Genomic DNA, 19,528 nt, shown 5'->3' on the forward strand with positions numbered 1-19,528 from the left:
ACTGTTTGTTTTAAATACCAACCTTGATACAAGTACGTTCAAGAAAATATTATTCAACTCTAATAATATTTATTCTATGAAAGAGTACTAAGTGTCTAATAATCAGAGTACAGCCAAAGGATATATCGATCAGTTGGTTGTTAAAGCTATTGAGAAAAAGAAACTGAATGAGCAAAGGCTAGCAGAAAAAAATAAGCCGAAGCTTGAGTACGTGCTTTTTTCACAGTTTGATGTATTAGACAAGCTTCCTTCTAGAAATGGTAAGACAACGGTTTACCATCTTGCAAAAAAAGGGCAGCCAGAGAAGCAAATCTGTTGCAAAGTTATCAATGATGACTCGCCAGAATTTGCGAGCAAAATGTTGATTAACGAAGCGAGCAGGCTGGAGCTTTCTCAACACCCTAGCGTGGCTAACTTTGTAAAAATCGGCAACGAATTCGAACGCCCATATTTGATGTACGAGTGGATCCAAGGTGAATCACTGGCAGAAAAAATGGAGCGTCATTCTTCTAAAGGCTTCCGCCACGACCACATCGCTTGGTTGGTGTATCAACTCGCTGGCGCTCTAGAGTTTATGCATACAAGAGGTATCTGCCATCTTGATATTAAACCATCTAACGTATTAGTGAGTGAAGGTGATTACGTTAAGCTCATTGATTTCGGCGCTGCTCGTTACATTGGAGAGACAGAACCTTACGCAGAAGCAAGCTTGAGCTACGCTTCCCCTCTTTATATAGAAACTGGCATCGCGGAACCGCAAGATGATGTTTACTCTCTCGCTTTGCTCGCTGGACATCTATTTTTAGGATCAATATTTGGTGATGCTTGGAATAAGCAGTTAAAAGACCGAAAGCGTCCGGCTTTGATCCCGGTTCATATTTGGAAATTGCTGAAAGAAGTCATCAACAAACCAAGAGGGCATGGCTATACCGCTATTTCTTTTGCTCAACAGTTAGCGCGAATCGATACGCAATCAATTAGCTCAAATTCTAACGCACCAATTTTCAGTAGCTTGCGTAACGCGGACTTGCTGCTTACACACTGTAAGCCAAATGATAAAACGGCGTATGGTCGCTTTAAAATATTAGAGGCGAGCTTAGTGTTGAGTGTGCTGGCAACAGCAGGAAGTTATTTATATCAACAGAATAAAGATCAATTGGATGCCATTTTTTCCCAAGGAGTTGCTCCTGTAACTCACGTTATTACGCCCTCTGAAACGGCTTCTTTTTTGGCTCAGCCTCCATGGAAAATCAAAGAAGAACTGTCTCAAGCTACTCAGAGTATTGATATGACAGAAGCTTATCGAACAGCATATCAAACTCAGCAGTTAAGCCTCTCGAATTTATATGAAGAAAAACAGGCTCAGTTAACGTCGTATCAATCGTTAGCGGATGGCTTACCAATGGCATTAGTCGAATTACGTAAGGAGCTTGTCACCTTGCGAGAAACCCTTGTTCGTGACGGTGCCCTGTTTCCATATGCGGATGAGGCGTTGACTAAAGTGATGTCTGGATTAAATGTCGCGTCTATCGATTCCATGAAAGTATCTGCCATAGCTGGCAGTCGAGATAAGCAGATTGCTCGCTTAATTTTAGATGGTGAAGCTAAGCTCGCAGAAAATGAAATGAAAGAGGCATGGTTATTAAACCAGTCACAAGCCTATTTCTACAACCAAATCTTACCAAAGGCTGTGATGGAAAATATTAATGACTCCATCGATAAACATGCAGAGGCGCACTTTTACACCAAAGCAATTGAAGAAGCTGAATTAGCCAAAGCCTACTTCGGTAATACGCCAGAACTAGACAAAAAAATAAAGGATTTAATCGTCGCAAGAAGCGAATTTATTTTGTTTAGCACCGTGATGGAGCAATCCGTTTACGACAAACAAAAGCTACATGAATCCCTTGCCGATTTAGAACGGAATGCACCAAGCAAATTTACAGAAATCACGAAAATTCTAGATAGCATGGCGTCGGATGCGATAGAGCAGAGCCATCGGTTATCTAAGCCAGCAAATGGCGCAATTGCGGTAGCGCGTGCGTTGAGAGATTACTTGACTGAAGGAGACGTGAATTTTGTCCAACATTGATATCGATCGTCTGCTTAATCCTATTTCTGATGAATCTCCAGTGGGTAACGATGCCCGTTACGAGTTTTGCTATGAAATGATGGAATCCGAAGTGAAGAAATTCGGTTCCTTGTTTGGCGAAACAGTAGATTGGAGCGTAGTAAAAACGCACGCGACTGAAGTTCTAGAGCACCACAGTAAAGACTTAAAAGCCATTTGTTACCTCGTTCGCGCGCTAACAGAAGAGTTTGGTCTGCAAGGCTTTGAACAAGGTCTAAAGCTGCTTAGTGAGGCGTTAAGTCGCTTTGGCGTTGAATTGTATCCTTCCCGAAAGCGGGGTCGAGATGGCGCGGTCGAATGGTTGAACCATCAGTTTAATCTGGTCAGCAGCAAGTTAGCGGAAAGTGCTCAGTCATGGGATTTGGTATCAAACTGCATTTCGACTATTGAAGAAGTGCAGCGCCAGTACGACGAGGTTTACCAAGACTCAGAAGCGGATTTCTTTGAGATTCGCACTCAACTCAATGTCTTATCTCAACAAGCGGCGGCTGATGAGCAGAGCGATGAAGCAGTCGTTAACGTCGAACAAGCGGCGCCTGCACCAGCTACGCAGCCTGCTGTCGAAGAAACGCCAGCGCAGAATGAAGTGCAAACCGCGCCGGTGAAGGCGGTTCCGCCGGCCCCTAAACCTGCGCCAGTTAAGAAAGCGGTAGCAAAAGAAGTCGATGTCGATACGGACTTCTCTTCGCCGACGGCTTCTAAGCGCACCTTGAAGAAGGTTGCAGAAGTCATGCTTCATGCGAACCCAAGTGATCCGCTGGCTTACCGGATTTATCGTCATCTGACTTGGGATGACATTGATGGTCTACCCGACCACCAAAACAATCAAACGCCTTTGAGCTTGGCAGTGTCGTCCGATCAACAAGCGGAATACCGAGATAAAGCTGACCAAGAAAGCGACATCGACACCATTAAGCGTTTGGAGCGCACATTAACGGATGCGCCGTTTTGGCTGACGGGCCATTACTTCGTGTATTCGATGCTTAATAACTTGGGTTTTGATGATGCAGCGCTTGCTGTGAAACAAGAAGTGACGCGTTTTGTTTACTCGCTAGAGGGCATCGAGCACCTCTCATTTAAGAATTCTATACCATTTGCAGATGAAGCGACCTTGAGCTGGTTATCGACTCAAGATACTACTTCTTCGATTTCTCAACCCGTTGTTCAAACGGTTGTGATTTCGCAGGAAGACTCGCTGCCAATGGAGGATATCACTCTAGAAAATCTAGGGGAATGTGCCGCAGAGCTTGCCCGAAAACTTGAGCTGGATAGCTCGGGACGTGGGCAGTTCATGCTGTATTTACAATTGATAGCAGCTTACCAGTCTGTTGGATTATACCCGTTGTGTTTGCCGTATCTTGAGAAGGGGTGGGAAGTACAAAAAGCGTTTAATCTCGCGAGCTGGGAACCCCACTTATCGTCACAGTTAGAAGACCTAATTCGAAAAACACTCCATCGGTTATTTGGAAGCAAGGATCTTCTACCTGAGAAGTATGAAGAGTGGAAAGCAATTTACGACTAATTAAAGAGTTAGATAAGGAACGAATTATGTCACGTGACGGCTCGGTGGCTCCTAAAGAGCGAATTAATATCCGTTATGTTCCAGCAACTGGCGATACGCAAGAAGACGTAGAGCTGCCGCTAAGCATGATGGTAGTTGGCGACTTTACTGCGCGTGCAGATGAGACACCAATTGAAGAACGTACTCCAATTAACATCGACAAAGACAACTTTAACGAAGTGCTAGAGGGCATGTCTCCAAACGTTAAAGTCAACGTTGAAAACCGTCTTTCTGATGAAGAAGGCGGCCAGATTGGTGTTGATCTGACCTTCCAAAACATGAAGGACTTCTCTCCTGAAGCGATCGCGAAAAGTGTACCTGAACTAAACAGCCTACTTGAGCTTCGCGAAGCCTTGGTTGCACTTAAAGGTCCTCTAGGAAACGTGCCTGCGTTCCGTAAGAAGATCGCATCGGTTCTTCAAGATGAAGAAGCGAGAAAGAAACTGTTGGATGAACTAAGCATTGGCAACGACCAAGACGCGAAAGAAGAGTAAGGGATATCATGTCTGCAGAAGCACAAGCGCCAGAACAAGAAGCAGCCTTAGTTGAATCAGGCTCACTTCTGGATAGCATTCTTAACGAAACACGTTTAAAGCCAAGTGATGAAGGTTTTGACGTTGCAAAACGCGGCGTAGAAGCATTCATCAGTGAGCTACTAAGCAGTTCGAACACAGAGAAAGTCGACCAATCTCTGGTTGATCTGATGATCTCTGAAATCGACCAAAAATTGTCTAAGCAAGTTGATGCAATTCTTCACAACGAAGAAGTTCAAGCGATTGAATCAACGTGGCGTGGCCTTAAGTACCTGGTTGATCACACTGACTTCCGCGAGAACATTCAAATCGAACTGATCTCTGCGAAGAAAGACGAAGTTCTTGATGACTTCGAAGACGCGCCAGAGGTGGTGAAGTCTGGCCTGTACAAGCAGATCTACACACGTGAATACGGCCAGTTCGGTGGTAAACCTGTTGGCGCCGTCATTTGTGATTACGCTATGTCTGCCTCGTCGCCTGACATCAAACTGATGGAATACATGGCGAACGTAGGTGCAATGTCTCACGCACCATTCATCACGTCTGCATCGGCTAAATTCTTTGGCCTAGACAGCTACGAAGAGCTGCCAAACCTAAAAGATCTGAAGTCTGTATTTGAAGGTCCACAGTACGCGAAATGGCGTGGTCTGCGTGAGCACGAAGATGCACGTTACCTAGGTCTATGTACGTCTCGCTTTATGCTACGTACGCCTTACTCTGTTGAAGATAACCCAATCAAGGCGTTTGACTACGATGAGCAAGTGACAGACAGCCATGATAATTACCTATGGGGTAACTCAGCGTACGCGATGGCGTCTAAGATCAGTGAATCATTTGCTAAGTACCGTTGGTGTCCGAACATTATTGGTCCTCAAAGCGGTGGTACTGTACAAGATCTACCGGTTTACAACTTTGAAGCTATGGGTCAAATCGAGACTAAGATCCCAACCGAGATCCTGGTTTCTGACCGTCGTGAGTACGAGCTAGCGGAAGAAGGCTTCATTGCGCTAACCATGCGTAAAGGTTCTGACAACGCGGCGTTCTTCTCTGCAAACTCTGTTCAAAAACCAAAAGTGTTTGCGAATACGCCGGAAGGCAAACAAGCTGAGATGAACTACAAGTTAGGTACTCAGCTTCCTTACATGTTCATTATCAACCGTTTAGCGCACTACATCAAAGTGCTACAGCGTGAGCAAATTGGTTCTTGGAAAGAGCGTTCTGACCTAGAAATCGAACTGAACAAGTGGATTCGTCAATACGTTTCTGACCAAGAGAACCCGCCAGCGGAAGTTCGTGGTCGCCGTCCGCTTCGTGCTGCGAAGGTTGAAGTATCTGACGTAGAAGGCGATCCAGGCTGGTACAAAGTATCGATGTCTGTACGTCCTCACTTCAAGTACATGGGCGCAAGCTTCGACTTGTCTCTAGTTGGTAAGCTAGACCAATAACCCATTACTGAAACCATCAAGCAGCCAGTGAAGACTGGCTGCTTTTTTCGTAGGACCGCACATGGAAAAAGGTTACCGTCTTTTAGAGCGGATCGAGCTAGGAGAACCAAAAAACTGCTACGAGAAAGTGGTGTCTCATAAGCATTTGATTGAATCCATTCACTCGCATCTTGCTGACTTGTTGAATACGCACTCCGGCAACGCAATGATCGACAATGAGTATGGTCTGCCAGATTTTAACGACGTACTTTCTAACAACACAAACCTCGTTCGCCATATTCAAAAAAACATCACGTCAACCATAGAACGCTTTGAGCCCCGACTGCTGAATGTCGAGGTTCATTACCGTGAAGACCACCATAATCCATTACAACTCGGCTTTGGTATTCGCGGCGAAGTTTCCCATAACGGCGGTAAAGTCCCAATGTCGATCGATGTCTACATGGGAACCGACGGCCAATTTAACGTTTAGTAGGTGCCACTTGAGTAACAGTAAATACTTTCAAGATGAACTCACGTATTTACGCGAGTCGGGTAGTGAGTTTGCCAAATATCATCCGAAGTTAACTCACTTTCTCTCTGAAGGAACTTTTGATCCAGATGTCGAACGATTGCTGGAGGGTTTTGCTTTTTTGACCGGACGCATCCGCGAAAAGATTGACGATGAACTTCCTGAGCTAACGCAATCTCTGATGACTTTGCTGTGGCCACATTACATGCGTTCGATTCCGTCTTTGTGTATTAGCGAACTAAAACCGCATACCGGAAGTGTTACTGAGAAAACCGTGGTGAAACGTGGTGCGGAAATGGCCAGCGAGCAGGTAGAAGGCACGCAGTGTTTGTTCCGTACTTGTTATGACGTCAATCTATACCCAATTACGATTACTAACATCGAACAAACTAACAGCCGCACCAGCTCGATGATTGATGTGACGTTATCGACGGAGCATGGCCTTGAGCTGTCTCGTATCGGTTTAGATACGTTGCGTTTGCACCTGCATGGTGAGATTCATATTACTCGCACTGTCTTCTTATGGCTGTTCCGTTATCTAGATTACGTCGAGTTGGATGTTGGTGGTGGCTACAAACATCGTTTAGGGCCAGAGTACGTTAAGCCAGTCGGGCATGAAGAGGACGAGGCGCTGTTGCCTTACAGCAAAAATTCCTTTGCAGGCTACCGTTTGCTGCAAGAATTCTTCTCTTTGCCAGATAAGTTCATGTTCTTCGACATTAAAGGCTTAGAGTGGCTAAAAGGCATTCCGCAACGCAGCACGGTCAAAATCAAATTCCACTTTAAGCGTGCTTTGCCTTCAGAAGTGGTACTTAAAGATAAACACTTAAGGTTGCACTGCACACCTGCGGTTAACTTGTTTGAAAAAGACGGCGATCCAATCCGTTTAGAGCATCGACGAAACGAGTACAAGGTGCGTCCACAAAGTAACACTCAAGAGCATTACGAGGTTTATTCCATTGAGCAAGTGGAGAGCTGGAGTAAAGACGAGCGTCGCCGAAAACCACTGATTGAATTTGAATCGTTTGAGCACCAAATCAACCAGCGTGATAAGCGAGAGTTCTACAAATCCAAAGTGGGCGAGCGAGTAAGCGGAAGAGGGTTAGAGCGCTATATCTCATTCCATACTCACAATGGTGACATTGCGGATTTAGGGACTGAAACAGTATTGATGAAACTGCAATGCAGTAACGCGGACTTAGCGGAGCGCCTGTCAGTAGGAGACATCACTTACGCGACGCACAAATCGCCAACGTATGCGACGTTTAAAAACATTACTAAGCCAACACAGTCAGTAAGTCCTCAGGTTAATGGTGAACTTCAATGGCAGTTGATTGCCAATATGTCGCTTAACTACTTGTCTTTAGCGAATATCGATGTGTTGAAAGTGTTGCTCTCGACTTACGACTTCCATTCTCGTGTTGATAGACAAGCCCACCGCGCGTCGATTCATCGACTTGATGGCATTATTTCTTCAGAGATGAAACCAATCGATCGCGTATTTCGTGGTGTATCTGTGCGTGGTAACCAATTCAAGCTCGTGACGGACTCTAAGTTCTTCGTAAATGAAGGCGATATGTTCCTTATGGCCACGGTATTGAATGAATTTATCCGTTTGTATTCGAGTGTGAACTCCTTTACCGAACTAGAGGTGTTCGATGAAGCGACGGGCGAGGTTTACAACTGGGCAAGCCTAATCGGGCAGCAGACGATACTATGATTAACACACTTTCTGATAAGTCGAATGAGTTTAGTTTCTACCAAGCGGTGTTGCTGTTAGAGAAACACTACCAGTTGGAGCCAAACTCAAATTTTGTTGCCGTGGGCGAGAACAAATACTTCCATCAAGAGCGAATTGAGTTCAGCGTGTCGCCAAACCTGTGCTTTCCAAAGAGTGATATGGACTTTATTACTCATATGGAAAGAAACGGACAGCAATATTCACGTATTGAGACGAACTTTCTTGGCTTGCATGGTTCAAGCTCGCCCCTGCCTGCGTCTTACACTGAGAAACTCGTCGGTCGTGATCCCGATGATAACCCAGTGAAGGATTTCTTCGACTTTTTCCACAACCGCTATACAAGCTTACTGTATCGTGTTTGGAAGAAATACCGATATCACGTGCAGTACAAAAGCGGGGCAAGCGATGCGTTTTCTGGGCGCATACTGCATTTGGCTGGTCTCTCTAGTGTTATGCAAGATTGTGAAGTCGCGGAGTTAGATCGAGCGAAAGTTCTGTCTTACGTGAACCAGTTATCTACGCGTACACGTTCACCTAAGCTTATTTCCGGTATTGTTTCGCACTACTTTTCACTGCCGAATGTGCGAATCGAAGAATGGGTTTATAGACGTGTAGAAATCGCTGAAAGCCAGCGTAACAAACTCAATCGTTCCAATTGTGTATTGGGGCAAAGCTTACACTTGGGACAAAGCATTGCGGATTTGAACGGCAAGTTTAACTTGTGTATCGACAACATTGATTTTGAAACGTTTAAGCAGTTTTCCTACGATGGTGAGTTACATAAGACGCTGGTGGGCTTGATGCGCTTTATTCTGCGTGACCCAATGTCGTGGGACCTAAAGTTGACAGTTAACCTAGACAGTATTCCAGAAAACAAACTGGGTAATGGAGAAGGGAACCAACTAGGTCAAACGTTCTGGCTAGGCAACCCAGGGGATAAAGACGCCAAAATTCGACTTATCGGAAGCATATAAGAAAGCCGCTCAACGAGCGGCCCTTTATGTTTTCCTCAAAGAGGTCAGAAAAGCTTAACGACTGATCGGCTGATGCAGTACAACGGTAGTATCAAGCCTTTGAATGCCGTTAAATGATTCAATTTCATTACAAAGATGATGAATAGACTGCAGGTCGGGCGCTTCAATTAGGGCAATAATATCAAAGTTGCCACCAACAACGCTCGTTAAGCGAACCTCAGGGATTTCTTTAAGTGCATTCGTTACATCATTCTTCTTACCCTTTTCACAAGAGATCAGTAGATAACTAGCGGCTTTTCGCCCTTCATTTTCTACACGAATCTGTGCGGTATAGCCTTTAATAATACCGGTCTTTTCTAAACGATTAATTCTTTCTGCTACTGCTGTTCGAGACAAACCAATGTTTCGGGATAGATTCGCAATCGACTCTCGCCCATTCGACAATAGACTTGAAAGTATTTTTCGATCTAATTTATCTAAACCTTGTAAAGTCATGTTTGAAATCATGTGTTCTGCCTATTTTGTTTTTATATTGTTATTAAATCGACTCTGGGAGCGTAAAGTTATACAGCTCAGCAAGAGTGAATGGGTTTTTCTGTGTCAACGGAGTGATGCGTAAGCTCAAGTCCCTCCCTGACACTTTTATGTCACTGACAAAGCTGCCGTTATGAGTGTTTGTCAAGGTCGAGTCACCTAGCAATCTGTATATCGCCCATTGACCACTCTTATTTAAAACGTGCTGTCTGCCTTCATCGGTTACATCCTGGAGTGTGATACTAATATTGAAGTCACCATTTTGCGGTGGCCATGCCATTTCACGAATGCGGCTTGGACCGTGGTAGTAACTTATATTGGTATCTGCAATTTTTAAGCTCGCTCTAATCGCACTAGAATCAAGATCGAGTACTCTTGCACTAAACGGAATATGAACGCGGTTAGTGCTTTTATTAATTAATGTGTCTCGAATAACGTTATAGTTACGCAGTTGCACTAACAGAGCCGGAGAGATTGGCATCGTCTCGCCATCCACCTGTTTTGGCGTCCACAAATTGGTATCGTAGAACGGTGCAAAATTTTTCTGAATAAATGTGTCTAACAAACCACCGGAAGCAAACAGTAATTCAAAATCTTCAATTGAGATTTCCTCGGTCGCTGTTAGATCAAATGGGTATCGTCCTAGCCCTATCTCTTTAAACTTGGTGTAAATCTCGCTGTACCATTGGGTTTGAATGCCTTTAGCGGACTCTTTAATCATGACTGACCAGCTTTGTTGAACCACATCTAACAACCAGCTACGAACGGGTTCCGGTGATTTTTGGGCAATCTGTTTAAGTTTGATTAATGGGTCAGCTTCACTGCTGTTCATTCGATGCTGAGCTGCCGCTAGCGCCGCCATTTGCGGGTCAGGTGCATCAGCAATGTCTTTCATATATGTGCGAACACGGCTTAACGCTGCTACGGTCTCATCCCAAGGAGTAGGGGAGTTTGGTGTTTCACTGACCTGAAGTTGGTTTAATAAGTGAAAAGCTTGTTCAACACGTTTCATCAACAAGTAATCAGGCTTAACTACTTCCTCTACTGCGTCTGATGCGGAGTCTGCCGCTGCCACGAGTTTCGGGTCTAGCTTTGAAATCAGAGCATTTTTTTCACCAACGGGTGAAAATTGTGTGTTGGCATAGACCTGCTTCAGTACGGTTGTCATTGGTGAAGAAGGGCCCGAGATTAAGTCTATCGCGTTCGTTAGGTCGCCGACATTGTCATAGTTCTGGACTTTTAGTTCACTCAGCGCATTGCGCCAATTACTGATGTAGTCGTCAGTATATTTTTTACGTACTTCCTCTTTGAAGGCTTCTTGTTCTTCACTAGTAGGAATAACGTGTTGTGACAGACCTAAAACCCAGTTGTCACTGATGACTTGTTGTGACATTAGGTCCACGCGTGGTCGATAAAAAGTGCTAAAACCAGTGGAGGTATAGATCTTATCTACGATCAAGCGTTCACTATCGATTGGTGTGTTGAATACATTGCTAAACTCAAAACCCACAGCTCGTTGCAGATCTAGGGTTCCTAAATCAATCGAATTTGCTTCGTTTAAAATGCCTGCATAAACGAGATCAACATTCGAATTTGCTAGCAATGAGCGACGTGTTGCGCGAACAAGATCCATATTGATATCAATTGGCTCAAACTGCGTGCGAAAGTAAGCGTCCAAATAGCGCATCGCCTGATTGACGACGTCACTTTGGTTGCTCAAGTCGTTCATCATTTGGAGAGTTTGATGACGCAAAAAACGGATATCACGCTTTGTTGGATCGTTTAGCATTAGATACCCCTTCAATAGAGGTAAAGCGCGTGTAAAAGTGTTTTGATTTTGTGTCAGTTGTAGACGGTAACCTTTCTCAATGAGAGGTATCAACTGTTGAGCAACGTCCTTAAGTAATGCTTCGTATGCGATGCGAGTGCTTTGATCCAAACGGCTAATGTTGAGTGGTAATATCTCTTCATCCAAAGCCTTAGAACCTTTAAGCCACGCCCCATAAGAAGGCTCTATTGCTTTCGTCGCCTTCGCTAAAAGCTCATTGAATCTTGCATCTTGCTCCACTTGTGATTTGTCATCGATACTCAAGAGTTGATTCATCACATGTAAGTTACGGTCTAATGTCGTGAAAAAGAAGTAACTGCCCCCAGTAAGCAGGATAATAGAGCCGAGTATTGCCAAACGGCTTTGTCTCTGAATTAGACGAAGATACGTCTTGTTTTCGCCCGCAAAGTCGCTTTCCGGCAATATTTGTGAATCAATCAGAAAGCGAGAGAAATAAGGCGTTTCTGTTAACTGAGTATGCTCTGACGCGATAATAGGTAAGTTGAAGTAATTACTACAACTTTTTGCAAGTAAATTGTACTTGCGACCGCCTTGCAGACTCGAACTAAAGAAAATCTCACGGATGTCTAGTGAATAGACACCGTTGTTAACATCACATAGACGCTCAAGCACATAGCTGACTTCAGACTGACATAGCTCAAACTGCTTAGGGAAAGCGAGTATTGCTTGTTTCTCATCAATGTCCGTTGAATTAGCGGATGCATCTAGCGCATTACTTTCAAGCACTCTCACTAGATTTCGATAGCTATCGCGGTAGTACTCTGCAAATACACCCTTGGCTTCTTTTAGAGGGATAGAGAGGAACTCAACACGTGTCTTGAGAGAGCTAAAGTGCATGTATTCTTTAAAGCCATCTAACTTGTCTAGCTTTGACATAATCAAATAGATTGGCAATGCTGAAGACGTTTTAGAGTTGATGGTACTCAAGCGCGCCAATAACGACGAAATGGTGTACTCTTTTTGCTCTGGCTCAGAGACGATCATGAACTCGAAATCGGTGAAGAATAGACACCCAGAAAATGGCTTTCGAGGTCGATGATGAATAACTTCTTCAATGAACGTATTCCATAAAGAAGCATCACTGCTTGATACTTCCTGGAACACTAAGCGTTGGTCTGGTTTGATGTATACAGCGCTGTCAGATTCGTACCATTCAAAAAAGTCATTCTTAGCGGTTCTAGTGCGATCCATCGGTTTGATTGCACTAGAATTAAATAAAAATTGACGTCGCCCTGACCCTTTATTACCAAGCATCAGGTAAATTGGTTTCTTGCCTGAGTTAGCAAGAAGAGGCTGGATAACCATAGAAAGTGCTTCTTCCTCGGTTTCCAAATGTTGAGCTTTAGCGTTGTTCTTTTTCTTCAACCATAATGTGAATTGAAAAGTGACGTAAACAATGGCGATAGCACCAAGGGTCAGCCAAAGATAAAGTTGATCGATTTCGTCAAGAAAAAGCAGATAAATAGTGGTGATAATTGCAGCCACTAAAAACATCAATATAGTAGAAATCACCACTGGATTTCTAAACAGTTTTTGTTTGAACATAAGCCTAAAACTTCTTTAATTGTATTGTTATTTATTGTCAGTTTTTTCAGCTTGTAGCTGACTCAATTTATATAGGTAGATGTTCAGTAAAAGGGTTGCGCGGTCAATTTCCTTTTGCTGTGAATACTTTTCAGCGTATTCAATACGACCTAAAAGCGGGAATAACGAGTTACTGTATTCGTACGCCTTTTCAGAGTTCTTATCTACATTCTGTCTAGCTACGTTGGCAAACACCGTTCTTGCGTCTGAGAATCGCTTATAAACATCCATAAACTGGTCTTCTAAATGGGCGCTCTGTGTCAAAAAGTTTTGACGTAGCTGCTGTGCAGAAGACGAATCCGGATAGATTGCGATTAATTCATTGGTCAAGCTATCGAGCTCGCTGACGTTACTTACTTTTGCCGAGTCTAAAAACCAGTTATTCATCATAATATCGACACGATTAATGGCCTGCGTTTTCAATGACTGAGCATATTTTTTATTTTCGTAATCTAACGAGGCGACCAAATTTACAAGTTCATTAAGTGAAGCTTGATTAATTTTTTGTTCCAATGTTCGATAACGTTGTTGCTCGTACATGAAATGTGAACATATCGCAGTAACAATCAAACCAATAACGAAGTAGATCATAAATCGACCAGACTTTGCCGGTGATGCTTTCTCTTGGCTATTTAGGTTGGGTGATGACACCGGTGCCGGAGAGGGAGACACATTCACTTTAATTTCAGGTGCCTTCTGCGTTGCTGCAGGAGCGCTAGTGTTGGCTTGTTTTTTCTCGCGTAACTCAGCCGCAATTTGTTGTTCTTTTATCTGCTCAATCCATTGATTCAAAATACGGCGAATGCGACCTAATGACGGCGCTTCAATACCGTAATGAAGACGAAGCTCTTCCTCAATCCTCAAGCATAATTGATGTGCTGCCTCTATCAATGGAAGCTCTTCTGGTAACGCCCGATGCTTATTAATTCGTTTTTCAGTATGCTCTACCATCCATTCAATAGCGCTCATTCGTGCCTTTGACTTTGAATGCTCTGGATACGCGTTGAACCAATATACGACACACACATCAAGTATTGAGTTTAACCCTTCAACAAGGCCTTTTAAGCCGTCGTTATAGGTTGACGCAACGGTAAAGTAACAGCAACAACGTAGGTCTTTCGCTTGGGTACTCAAGATCTTTTTTGAGAGTGTTTGAACCGTTTTCCACGAGACTCTCCCTGTGACTTTATTCAGGTTGTTTATTTGACGTTTAATTTCGTCAAAATCCTCAGAACCATTAGGATTAGAGCCGCTTGGGTTATTTTCATCGATTGGTCTTCGAGCGAAGTCGGTAAAAAACATAAGGAAAGTTCCAACTGATCATATAGAAGTATTAAGTTATATAGGATTTCACTACTGTTATATTAAATTATAAGCAGTGCACATCTGTCGCAATTCTATAGACAAAATAAGCGGATTAGATAATAAAAATTCATTAAAAGAAATTAAATTACTTTTAGTGTGATCTTTGTTCATAATATTAATATCAATAGTTAAGTCTATTTATAAGAAGAAACTTATATATGAAGATGAGAACGTTGATTAAAAAGTAACTAAATTGTTATCGGAGATTACGTTTTGTCCAATTAGCAATCAAATTCTGTTACTTCTATTTAAATAGAAAGATTTACTGTCTCGTCACTTAATCTGTAGTCGGTTCTTTAGTTTTTGTTTGTAGGTAAAACAACCAACCTGATAGTTGAAATGTATTAAATTATAGGTGTTTTTTTAGGCTTATTGAAAAAGAGAATATAATTGATATCTTTCGCCTCTAAGTAGAATATCGGTTTTCCTAGAGGGACGAAATGCTAAAACCAAGTCAAATTGGGCTGATTTCAGCCATGTGTCTATTTTCTTCTGTTGTAATGGCAAAAGGGGAGCGATATGGACTCTCTACCAGTATGTTGACTATCGATAGCATTAAATACGATGAAGGTAAAAGTGGTGAGCAGGATACGCTTAGGTTCGGCTTGGTTCATACTCGTCCTATTGATGAAAACAATAACCGTTGGCGTTGGTGGTTAGGGCTAAACTATCTAGCAGAAGATATTGAAGCGCCAGCAAACGGCTTATATCAAGAAGCGACGAACTATGAACTTCGTGTTGTTCCTCAATATGCGTTGACTTCTTGGAGTGTTTTCACGCCATACGTTGGTGCGGGCTTGTCTGTCGGTTACTCGCAATATTCTAATCGCTGGCAAGTAGACCAAGAGGGCTATCGTTATGAGAGTGTTGAAGACATCGACCAGTTTGAGTTAGGTGCGGTTGTGACCCTTGGTACTGCTATAAAGTTAGGCAGTAATCCTGACGCCCATATACAAATTATCCCGCAGGCCTCTTATATCCTTCCGGTTGTAAATGATGGAATTGGTGGGCTTGAACTATCAGTTTCTTTGCTCTTTTGAGGTTCGTAAATGTACTCAAATCAGCTAGTTTTATTTATCTCAAAGTGTCCAGAGGAATACACCGGTGCAAAGCATATTGAAATGCCTGAAAGTGGTGGTTCGATAGGTCGTTCCCCAAGCTGTAGCGTGTCTTTAGCCGATCACAACCGCTTTATATCGGGCACTCATTGTTTGCTCAGCGTGTATGGAGATACCTACTATATAAGTGACGTATCAACTAACGGCACAATGGTAAATGGGAATAAAATACTAAAAAATCAACCCGTTGCGATAGTTGATGGCGACATCATTTCTTTAGGGCAATATGAGATTGGTGTTTCTCTTGAGCACGTTACCTCAACACTAGACATCGCCGCTGATATTGCTCCTGAGCGAGTATCTAGCGATCCTCTGGTTAGTCTAGGAGATGCGGTTGTCGAAGAGGAAGAAAAAGTCGGTGCCTTAGAAGATTTGTTTATGGAGACTAAACAGGATGACATTGATTGTCATGATCCTGTTGCTCACCTTAACTTTTCGATGCAGCGAGATGACGATTACTTAATTCGTGATAATGAGCGTACAGAATCTGAACAACCTAGAACCGTGGAAAGCACGCGTCAGGTGGTCGATGACAGTTTCAGCATATATTCCGAATTCGATCAGCCAAGCCTAATCCCTGAAGACTGGATGGCTGTGGAAACCAAGAGTAACGCATCAGTCAATGATGCATTAGCGCCAGAAAGCGGTAAGGCACATAGAGCCGATATTGCCTCAGCTGAGGTGATGCAACCTGGCACGGTAGCCCCAGATAGCACGATTCAAAGACAACATCGCACGCATAATGTTACTGAGATGGTCGTAGAACAGGCTAATACAGGGTCAAAATGGGAAGAGATGACCCAATCTTTTACGCCTTCTCCTAACACTAATCAGCAACTTCAAATACCTACGGCAGAGCATGCGATAAACACTACGACGAAAGCACAAGTCGATGCTGATGCGGCCGTTTGCTCTCAAGATATAGCGCAAGCGTTTTTTGATGGTTTGGGTATTCGAAATCCAGAGTTGATGACAAACGAGGCGCAGTTATTCAAGCAAATGGGCACTTGCTTGCGTTTATGTATTGATAACCTACAGAAAGAGTTGCACGAAGTGGAATCGTTAAAAGATGAGCAGAGTGCGAGTGAGGCTAACTCGAACATCGCAGAGCTAATGCTCACTTTGAATAGTCAGCAATTACTGGCTCCAAATGAACTGGTTGAACAAATGCTCGATGAGCTGAACGACCACCAAGTTATGTTTAACAAAGCACTGAATGAGCTCGTTTTAGAACAGTCAGAAACGAACGATCCCGTAGCATTTGCTAACAGGGTCGCTAGCCAGTCTTTGTTCTCAACTAAGTCAAAGCTGTGGGCCGAATACCTAGATTTCTACACTAATAATCGTCGCCTGCTTAATGAAACATCCTTAAAAGGGCTGATTAAGAAAAACTATAACAAAGTGATTAAGGGAAACCATGCGTAGTATCGCCGTATTACTCGGATTTGCCATGTTGTCCGGTTGTTCCATGTGGGATCAATTTAAAGAGTCCACTGGTATCACACCAGAAACTTCGTCGATTGAATTGGTTATTGAGGCATCACCTGTACTCAATGTGAGAAATGGGGGCCAGTCATCTCCAGTTATTCTCCGTCTTCACGAATTAAGTTCGCCAGTATTGTTCCGAAGCTTAGATTTCTTTGCCTTGTTTGAGAGCGATAAAGCGTCGTTGGGTGATGAGTACATCAAACGTTACGAATATCAAATACAGCCAGGTGGAAAAGTTCATGAAATGCTAACGCTAGACCCTGACACTCGTGCCGTCGGTTTTTCAGTGGCTTTTCGTGATATTGATGGTTCGTCATGGCGAAAAGTGGAAGTTATTGAAGAGAAGAGCGAGTACTACATCAAGCTCAAGTTAGAGGGCAGTGAGTTAATTTCTGATAACACTCGCGGCATTGAACAGGTTTACTTTTAAGGGATAGAAACATGTCTTTATACAATCCAGTTGTTTGGCAAGATGGAATGTTCATGAAGCCGCAGCATTTTCAACAACTCGATCGTTCGCAAAGTAAACTATCGAGCCTACTGAGTGCCAATGCATCGCCTTTGCATTGGGGAATTAAACGTTTAGAAATCAACTCTCAGTTACTAGCACTGGGTAAAATCGGTATTACTCGTGCTGAAGGTATTTTACAAGACCGGACACCATTTGAGCTTCCGTTGCTTGCAGAGCTGCCTGAAGTGAAAGATGTAGATCCTTCGATTGCCGATAAAGTCGTTTATTTGTGCTGTCCGTTACCATCGGAACGTTCTGAGTTATTTGGTACCAAAAAAGACGGTGCGCGCTATACGATGGAATCTCAAGAAGCGGTTGACGCTTGTTATGATTCGGAAGACATGGCAAATATCGTCGTCGGTAAGCTTAACTTTTGCTTAATGTACGATCATGAAGATAAGAGTGCTTACACGTCTATTCCGATCTTAAAGATCTCAGAAGTGAAGCCTGATGGCAGCGTGATCTTAGATGATAGTTTCATTCCTACCTGCATCGATATTCATGCGTCGACAGTACTGAGTAAATTTGCGACCGAGTTTGCTTCTATGTTGAAGCATCGCGCGGAATCGATAGTTCAGCGATTAGGGGTGGTGGATCAACAAGGCGTATCATCGGTTTCTGACTTTATGCTATTGCAAGCGCTCAACCGATACGAACCCTTGTTTTGGCATTTCGCAAGCACAGAAGCTGTGCATCCTGAGTCTTTGTATCGAATTCTTCTTCAGGCAGAGGGTGAGCTTTCGACGCTGTGCTCAACGACACGCCGACCTATTGAGTTTACGAAGTACAATCATGGTGATCTTACTAGCTGTCTTTCTCGCGTCCTAGACAGTGCGAAAATGACATTGAGCGTGATGTCTGAGCAAAGAGCAATTCCACTAACCTTAAAAGATCAGAACTATGGCATCAGAACGGCAGCAATCCCTGACAATAAGATCATTGATACGACAACCTTTATCCTCGCAGTTAAAGCCGACGTGACCTTGGATGTTCTGCATACCCAGTTTGTCAGCCAAACGAAGATCGGTTCTATCGATAACATACGTGACTTGATTAACCTTCAACTGCCTGGGATTGAGATCAAACCAATGCCAGTTGTGCCACGCGCGCTGCCGTATCACGCTGGCTACACCTATTTCGAGCTCGATAAAACGGGCGAAGAGTGGATGGCATTGAAGAACACTGCTGCGATTGCGATTCACGTTGCGGGCGATTTCGCTAACTTATCATTGCAACTTTGGGCCGTTCGTCTATGAGTTACGCAGAAACCGACGTCACCGTAGTCTTATTCCAACCAGAGCCTGGCAAACCAATGGAGGTAATGCCAGCGCCTGACTTGTCGAGAAACATCGCAGTACAAGATCTATCTATCGACAACATGGGTATTAACCCGCTAGTGGACCAGTTCTCATGGTTGATCGCCAGTCTGTCTTGTATGTCTTCGATCCCTTGGCTTGATGACCCGATGCCATTTCGTGAACAAGTGGCACGTGAGATTCGAAAAGGTGAACGAAAACTTAATGAAATGGAGCTCGATCGTGCTTCGGTTCTTGTTATTCGTTACTGCTTGTGTGCGGCGATTGATGAATCTGTTTGTCGACAAGAGTGGGGGGCAAATAGTCACTGGAGCCAGAACAGCTTACTGTCTGAATTCCACAACGAAACATCTGGTGGTGACAAGTTTTTCGTTATTCTCGACCGCTTAAAAGCCGACCCTCGCAAATACCGTCACGTTATAGAGTTTCTCTATTTATTGCTTCAACTTGGTTTCCAAGGCAAGTACGGCCGTGAAGAGCGTGGCAACGAAAAGTTAGCGGAAATTGGCAGCACCATTTATCGATTAGTGCGAGATGACCGCCTAGCAGAACAAGAAAAAGTTTCTTTAATCAACCTTAAAGCTAAATATCTAAAGAAGCCGTTAAAAAGGGTAATTTCACCCAAGCTGATCTTAAGTCTTAGTGCGATGACGTTTGCGCTTATGTATGCGGCAACCTACATCGTCATAGACTTAAAATTTCAGCAACTGCTTGAAATGTATAGATAACCAGAGATCTAAAATGAGATCTTCTGCCAGTTTTAGGGCTTATTGTGAATATCACTGGTCTTTTAGTGAAATTCACTAGTTATTTAGAGAGATTGCAGTTTGCGATCTCTTTTATCATTCAATCAATAAAATTCAAATG

15 protein-coding genes are annotated in these 19,528 nt (G+C 43.4%); 12 read left to right on the forward strand and 3 right to left on the reverse strand.

Annotated features, from left to right (window positions below; genetic code table 11):
* The first annotated feature begins 91 nt into the window (after nucleotides 1-91).
* The 7 genes from R7O13_RS02005 (at nucleotide 92) to tssG (ending at nucleotide 8,896) form a co-directional block, all read left to right on the forward strand.
* A complete protein-coding gene (locus R7O13_RS02005) occupies nucleotides 92-2,092 on the forward strand; it encodes a serine/threonine protein kinase (RefSeq protein ID WP_318302838.1) in 2,001 nt (666 codons plus the stop codon).
* Nucleotides 2,079-3,653 (forward strand): type VI secretion system protein TssA, encoded by a 1,575-nt coding sequence (tssA, locus tag R7O13_RS02010; RefSeq protein ID WP_318302839.1) that lies wholly within the window; start codon nucleotides 2,079-2,081, stop codon nucleotides 3,651-3,653. Before R7O13_RS02005 ends, tssA begins: the two co-directional genes overlap by 14 nt.
* Nucleotides 3,654-3,679: 26 nt before the next feature.
* Nucleotides 3,680-4,186, forward strand: coding sequence for a type VI secretion system contractile sheath small subunit (gene tssB / locus R7O13_RS02015; RefSeq protein WP_005373381.1), 507 nt, complete (start codon nucleotides 3,680-3,682; stop codon nucleotides 4,184-4,186).
* 8 nt (nucleotides 4,187-4,194) lie between these two features.
* Nucleotides 4,195-5,670: a type VI secretion system contractile sheath large subunit gene (gene tssC, locus R7O13_RS02020; RefSeq protein ID WP_005373378.1), complete on the forward strand. Its 1,476-nt coding sequence runs from the start codon at nucleotides 4,195-4,197 to the stop codon at nucleotides 5,668-5,670.
* A 61-nt stretch (nucleotides 5,671-5,731) separates the two neighbouring features.
* Nucleotides 5,732-6,142, forward strand: a complete 411-nt coding sequence (tssE, locus tag R7O13_RS02025) for a type VI secretion system baseplate subunit TssE (protein ID WP_005373376.1) — start codon at nucleotides 5,732-5,734, stop codon at nucleotides 6,140-6,142.
* 10 nt (nucleotides 6,143-6,152) lie between these two features.
* Nucleotides 6,153-7,901, forward strand: a complete 1,749-nt coding sequence (gene tssF, locus R7O13_RS02030; RefSeq protein WP_017633756.1) for a type VI secretion system baseplate subunit TssF — start codon at nucleotides 6,153-6,155, stop codon at nucleotides 7,899-7,901.
* The gene (gene tssG, locus R7O13_RS02035; protein ID WP_005373373.1) at nucleotides 7,898-8,896 is read left to right on the forward strand and encodes a type VI secretion system baseplate subunit TssG; all 999 of its coding nucleotides are present in this window, start codon (nucleotides 7,898-7,900) and stop codon (nucleotides 8,894-8,896) included. The genes tssF and tssG overlap by 4 nt, the downstream gene beginning before the upstream one ends.
* A gap of 54 nt (nucleotides 8,897-8,950) precedes the next feature.
* On the opposite strand, the gene R7O13_RS02040 is transcribed toward tssG, so the two are convergent.
* The 3 genes from R7O13_RS02040 to R7O13_RS02050 are packed head-to-tail and all read right to left on the reverse strand — an operon-like array spanning nucleotide 8,951 to nucleotide 14,165.
* Nucleotides 8,951-9,403 carry an Lrp/AsnC family transcriptional regulator gene (locus R7O13_RS02040; RefSeq protein ID WP_005373369.1) on the reverse strand — a complete coding sequence of 151 codons (453 nt, stop codon included), beginning with the start codon at nucleotides 9,401-9,403 and terminating at the stop codon, nucleotides 8,951-8,953.
* A gap of 31 nt (nucleotides 9,404-9,434) precedes the next feature.
* The gene (gene tssM, locus R7O13_RS02045; protein WP_318302841.1) at nucleotides 9,435-12,824 is read right to left on the reverse strand and encodes a type VI secretion system membrane subunit TssM; all 3,390 of its coding nucleotides are present in this window, start codon (nucleotides 12,822-12,824) and stop codon (nucleotides 9,435-9,437) included.
* A 27-nt stretch (nucleotides 12,825-12,851) separates the two neighbouring features.
* On the reverse strand, nucleotides 12,852-14,165 hold the full coding sequence (locus R7O13_RS02050; RefSeq protein WP_318302842.1) for a type VI secretion system ImpA family N-terminal domain-containing protein: 1,314 nt from the start codon (nucleotides 14,163-14,165) through the stop codon (nucleotides 12,852-12,854).
* Between the two features lie 503 nt (nucleotides 14,166-14,668).
* On the opposite strand from R7O13_RS02050, the gene R7O13_RS02055 reads away from it, so the two are divergent.
* Genes R7O13_RS02055 through icmH form a run of 5 tightly spaced genes read left to right on the forward strand, consistent with a single transcriptional unit; the run spans nucleotide 14,669 to nucleotide 19,389 of the window.
* A complete protein-coding gene (locus R7O13_RS02055; protein ID WP_132937161.1) occupies nucleotides 14,669-15,268 on the forward strand; it encodes a hypothetical protein in 600 nt (199 codons plus the stop codon).
* 9 nt (nucleotides 15,269-15,277) lie between these two features.
* A complete protein-coding gene (locus R7O13_RS02060; protein WP_132937160.1) occupies nucleotides 15,278-16,771 on the forward strand; it encodes a type VI secretion system-associated FHA domain protein in 1,494 nt (497 codons plus the stop codon).
* Nucleotides 16,764-17,264 (forward strand): type VI secretion system lipoprotein TssJ, encoded by a 501-nt coding sequence (gene tssJ / locus R7O13_RS02065; RefSeq protein WP_005386118.1) that lies wholly within the window; start codon nucleotides 16,764-16,766, stop codon nucleotides 17,262-17,264. The genes R7O13_RS02060 and tssJ overlap by 8 nt, the downstream gene beginning before the upstream one ends.
* 11 nt (nucleotides 17,265-17,275) lie before the next feature.
* Nucleotides 17,276-18,601: a type VI secretion system baseplate subunit TssK gene (tssK, locus tag R7O13_RS02070; RefSeq protein WP_005373357.1), complete on the forward strand. Its 1,326-nt coding sequence runs from the start codon at nucleotides 17,276-17,278 to the stop codon at nucleotides 18,599-18,601.
* A complete protein-coding gene (gene icmH, locus R7O13_RS02075; protein WP_005373354.1) occupies nucleotides 18,598-19,389 on the forward strand; it encodes a type IVB secretion system protein IcmH/DotU in 792 nt (263 codons plus the stop codon). The genes tssK and icmH overlap by 4 nt, the downstream gene beginning before the upstream one ends.
* Nucleotides 19,390-19,528: the final 139 nt, after the last annotated feature.

Source organism: Vibrio sp. Y176 (genome assembly GCF_033438945.1).

Excerpts from the sequence above, each read along its gene's own strand:
- tssB (WP_005373381.1), top strand. The coding sequence starts at position 3,680 with ATGTCACGTGACGGCTCGGTGGCTCCTAAAGAGCGAATTAATATCCGT.
- tssC (WP_005373378.1), top strand. The coding sequence starts at position 4,195 with ATGTCTGCAGAAGCACAAGCGCCAGAACAAGAAGCAGCCTTAGTTGAA.
- tssE (WP_005373376.1), top strand. The coding sequence starts at position 5,732 with ATGGAAAAAGGTTACCGTCTTTTAGAGCGGATCGAGCTAGGAGAACCA.
- tssG (WP_005373373.1), top strand. The coding sequence starts at position 7,898 with ATGATTAACACACTTTCTGATAAGTCGAATGAGTTTAGTTTCTACCAA.
- R7O13_RS02040 (WP_005373369.1), bottom strand. The coding sequence starts at position 9,403 with ATGATTTCAAACATGACTTTACAAGGTTTAGATAAATTAGATCGAAAA.
- tssM (WP_318302841.1), bottom strand. The coding sequence starts at position 12,824 with ATGTTCAAACAAAAACTGTTTAGAAATCCAGTGGTGATTTCTACTATA.
- R7O13_RS02050 (WP_318302842.1), bottom strand. The coding sequence starts at position 14,165 with ATGTTTTTTACCGACTTCGCTCGAAGACCAATCGATGAAAATAACCCA.
- R7O13_RS02055 (WP_132937161.1), top strand. The coding sequence starts at position 14,669 with ATGCTAAAACCAAGTCAAATTGGGCTGATTTCAGCCATGTGTCTATTT.
- R7O13_RS02060 (WP_132937160.1), top strand. The coding sequence starts at position 15,278 with ATGTACTCAAATCAGCTAGTTTTATTTATCTCAAAGTGTCCAGAGGAA.
- tssJ (WP_005386118.1), top strand. The coding sequence starts at position 16,764 with ATGCGTAGTATCGCCGTATTACTCGGATTTGCCATGTTGTCCGGTTGT.
- tssK (WP_005373357.1), top strand. The coding sequence starts at position 17,276 with ATGTCTTTATACAATCCAGTTGTTTGGCAAGATGGAATGTTCATGAAG.
- icmH (WP_005373354.1), top strand. The coding sequence starts at position 18,598 with ATGAGTTACGCAGAAACCGACGTCACCGTAGTCTTATTCCAACCAGAG.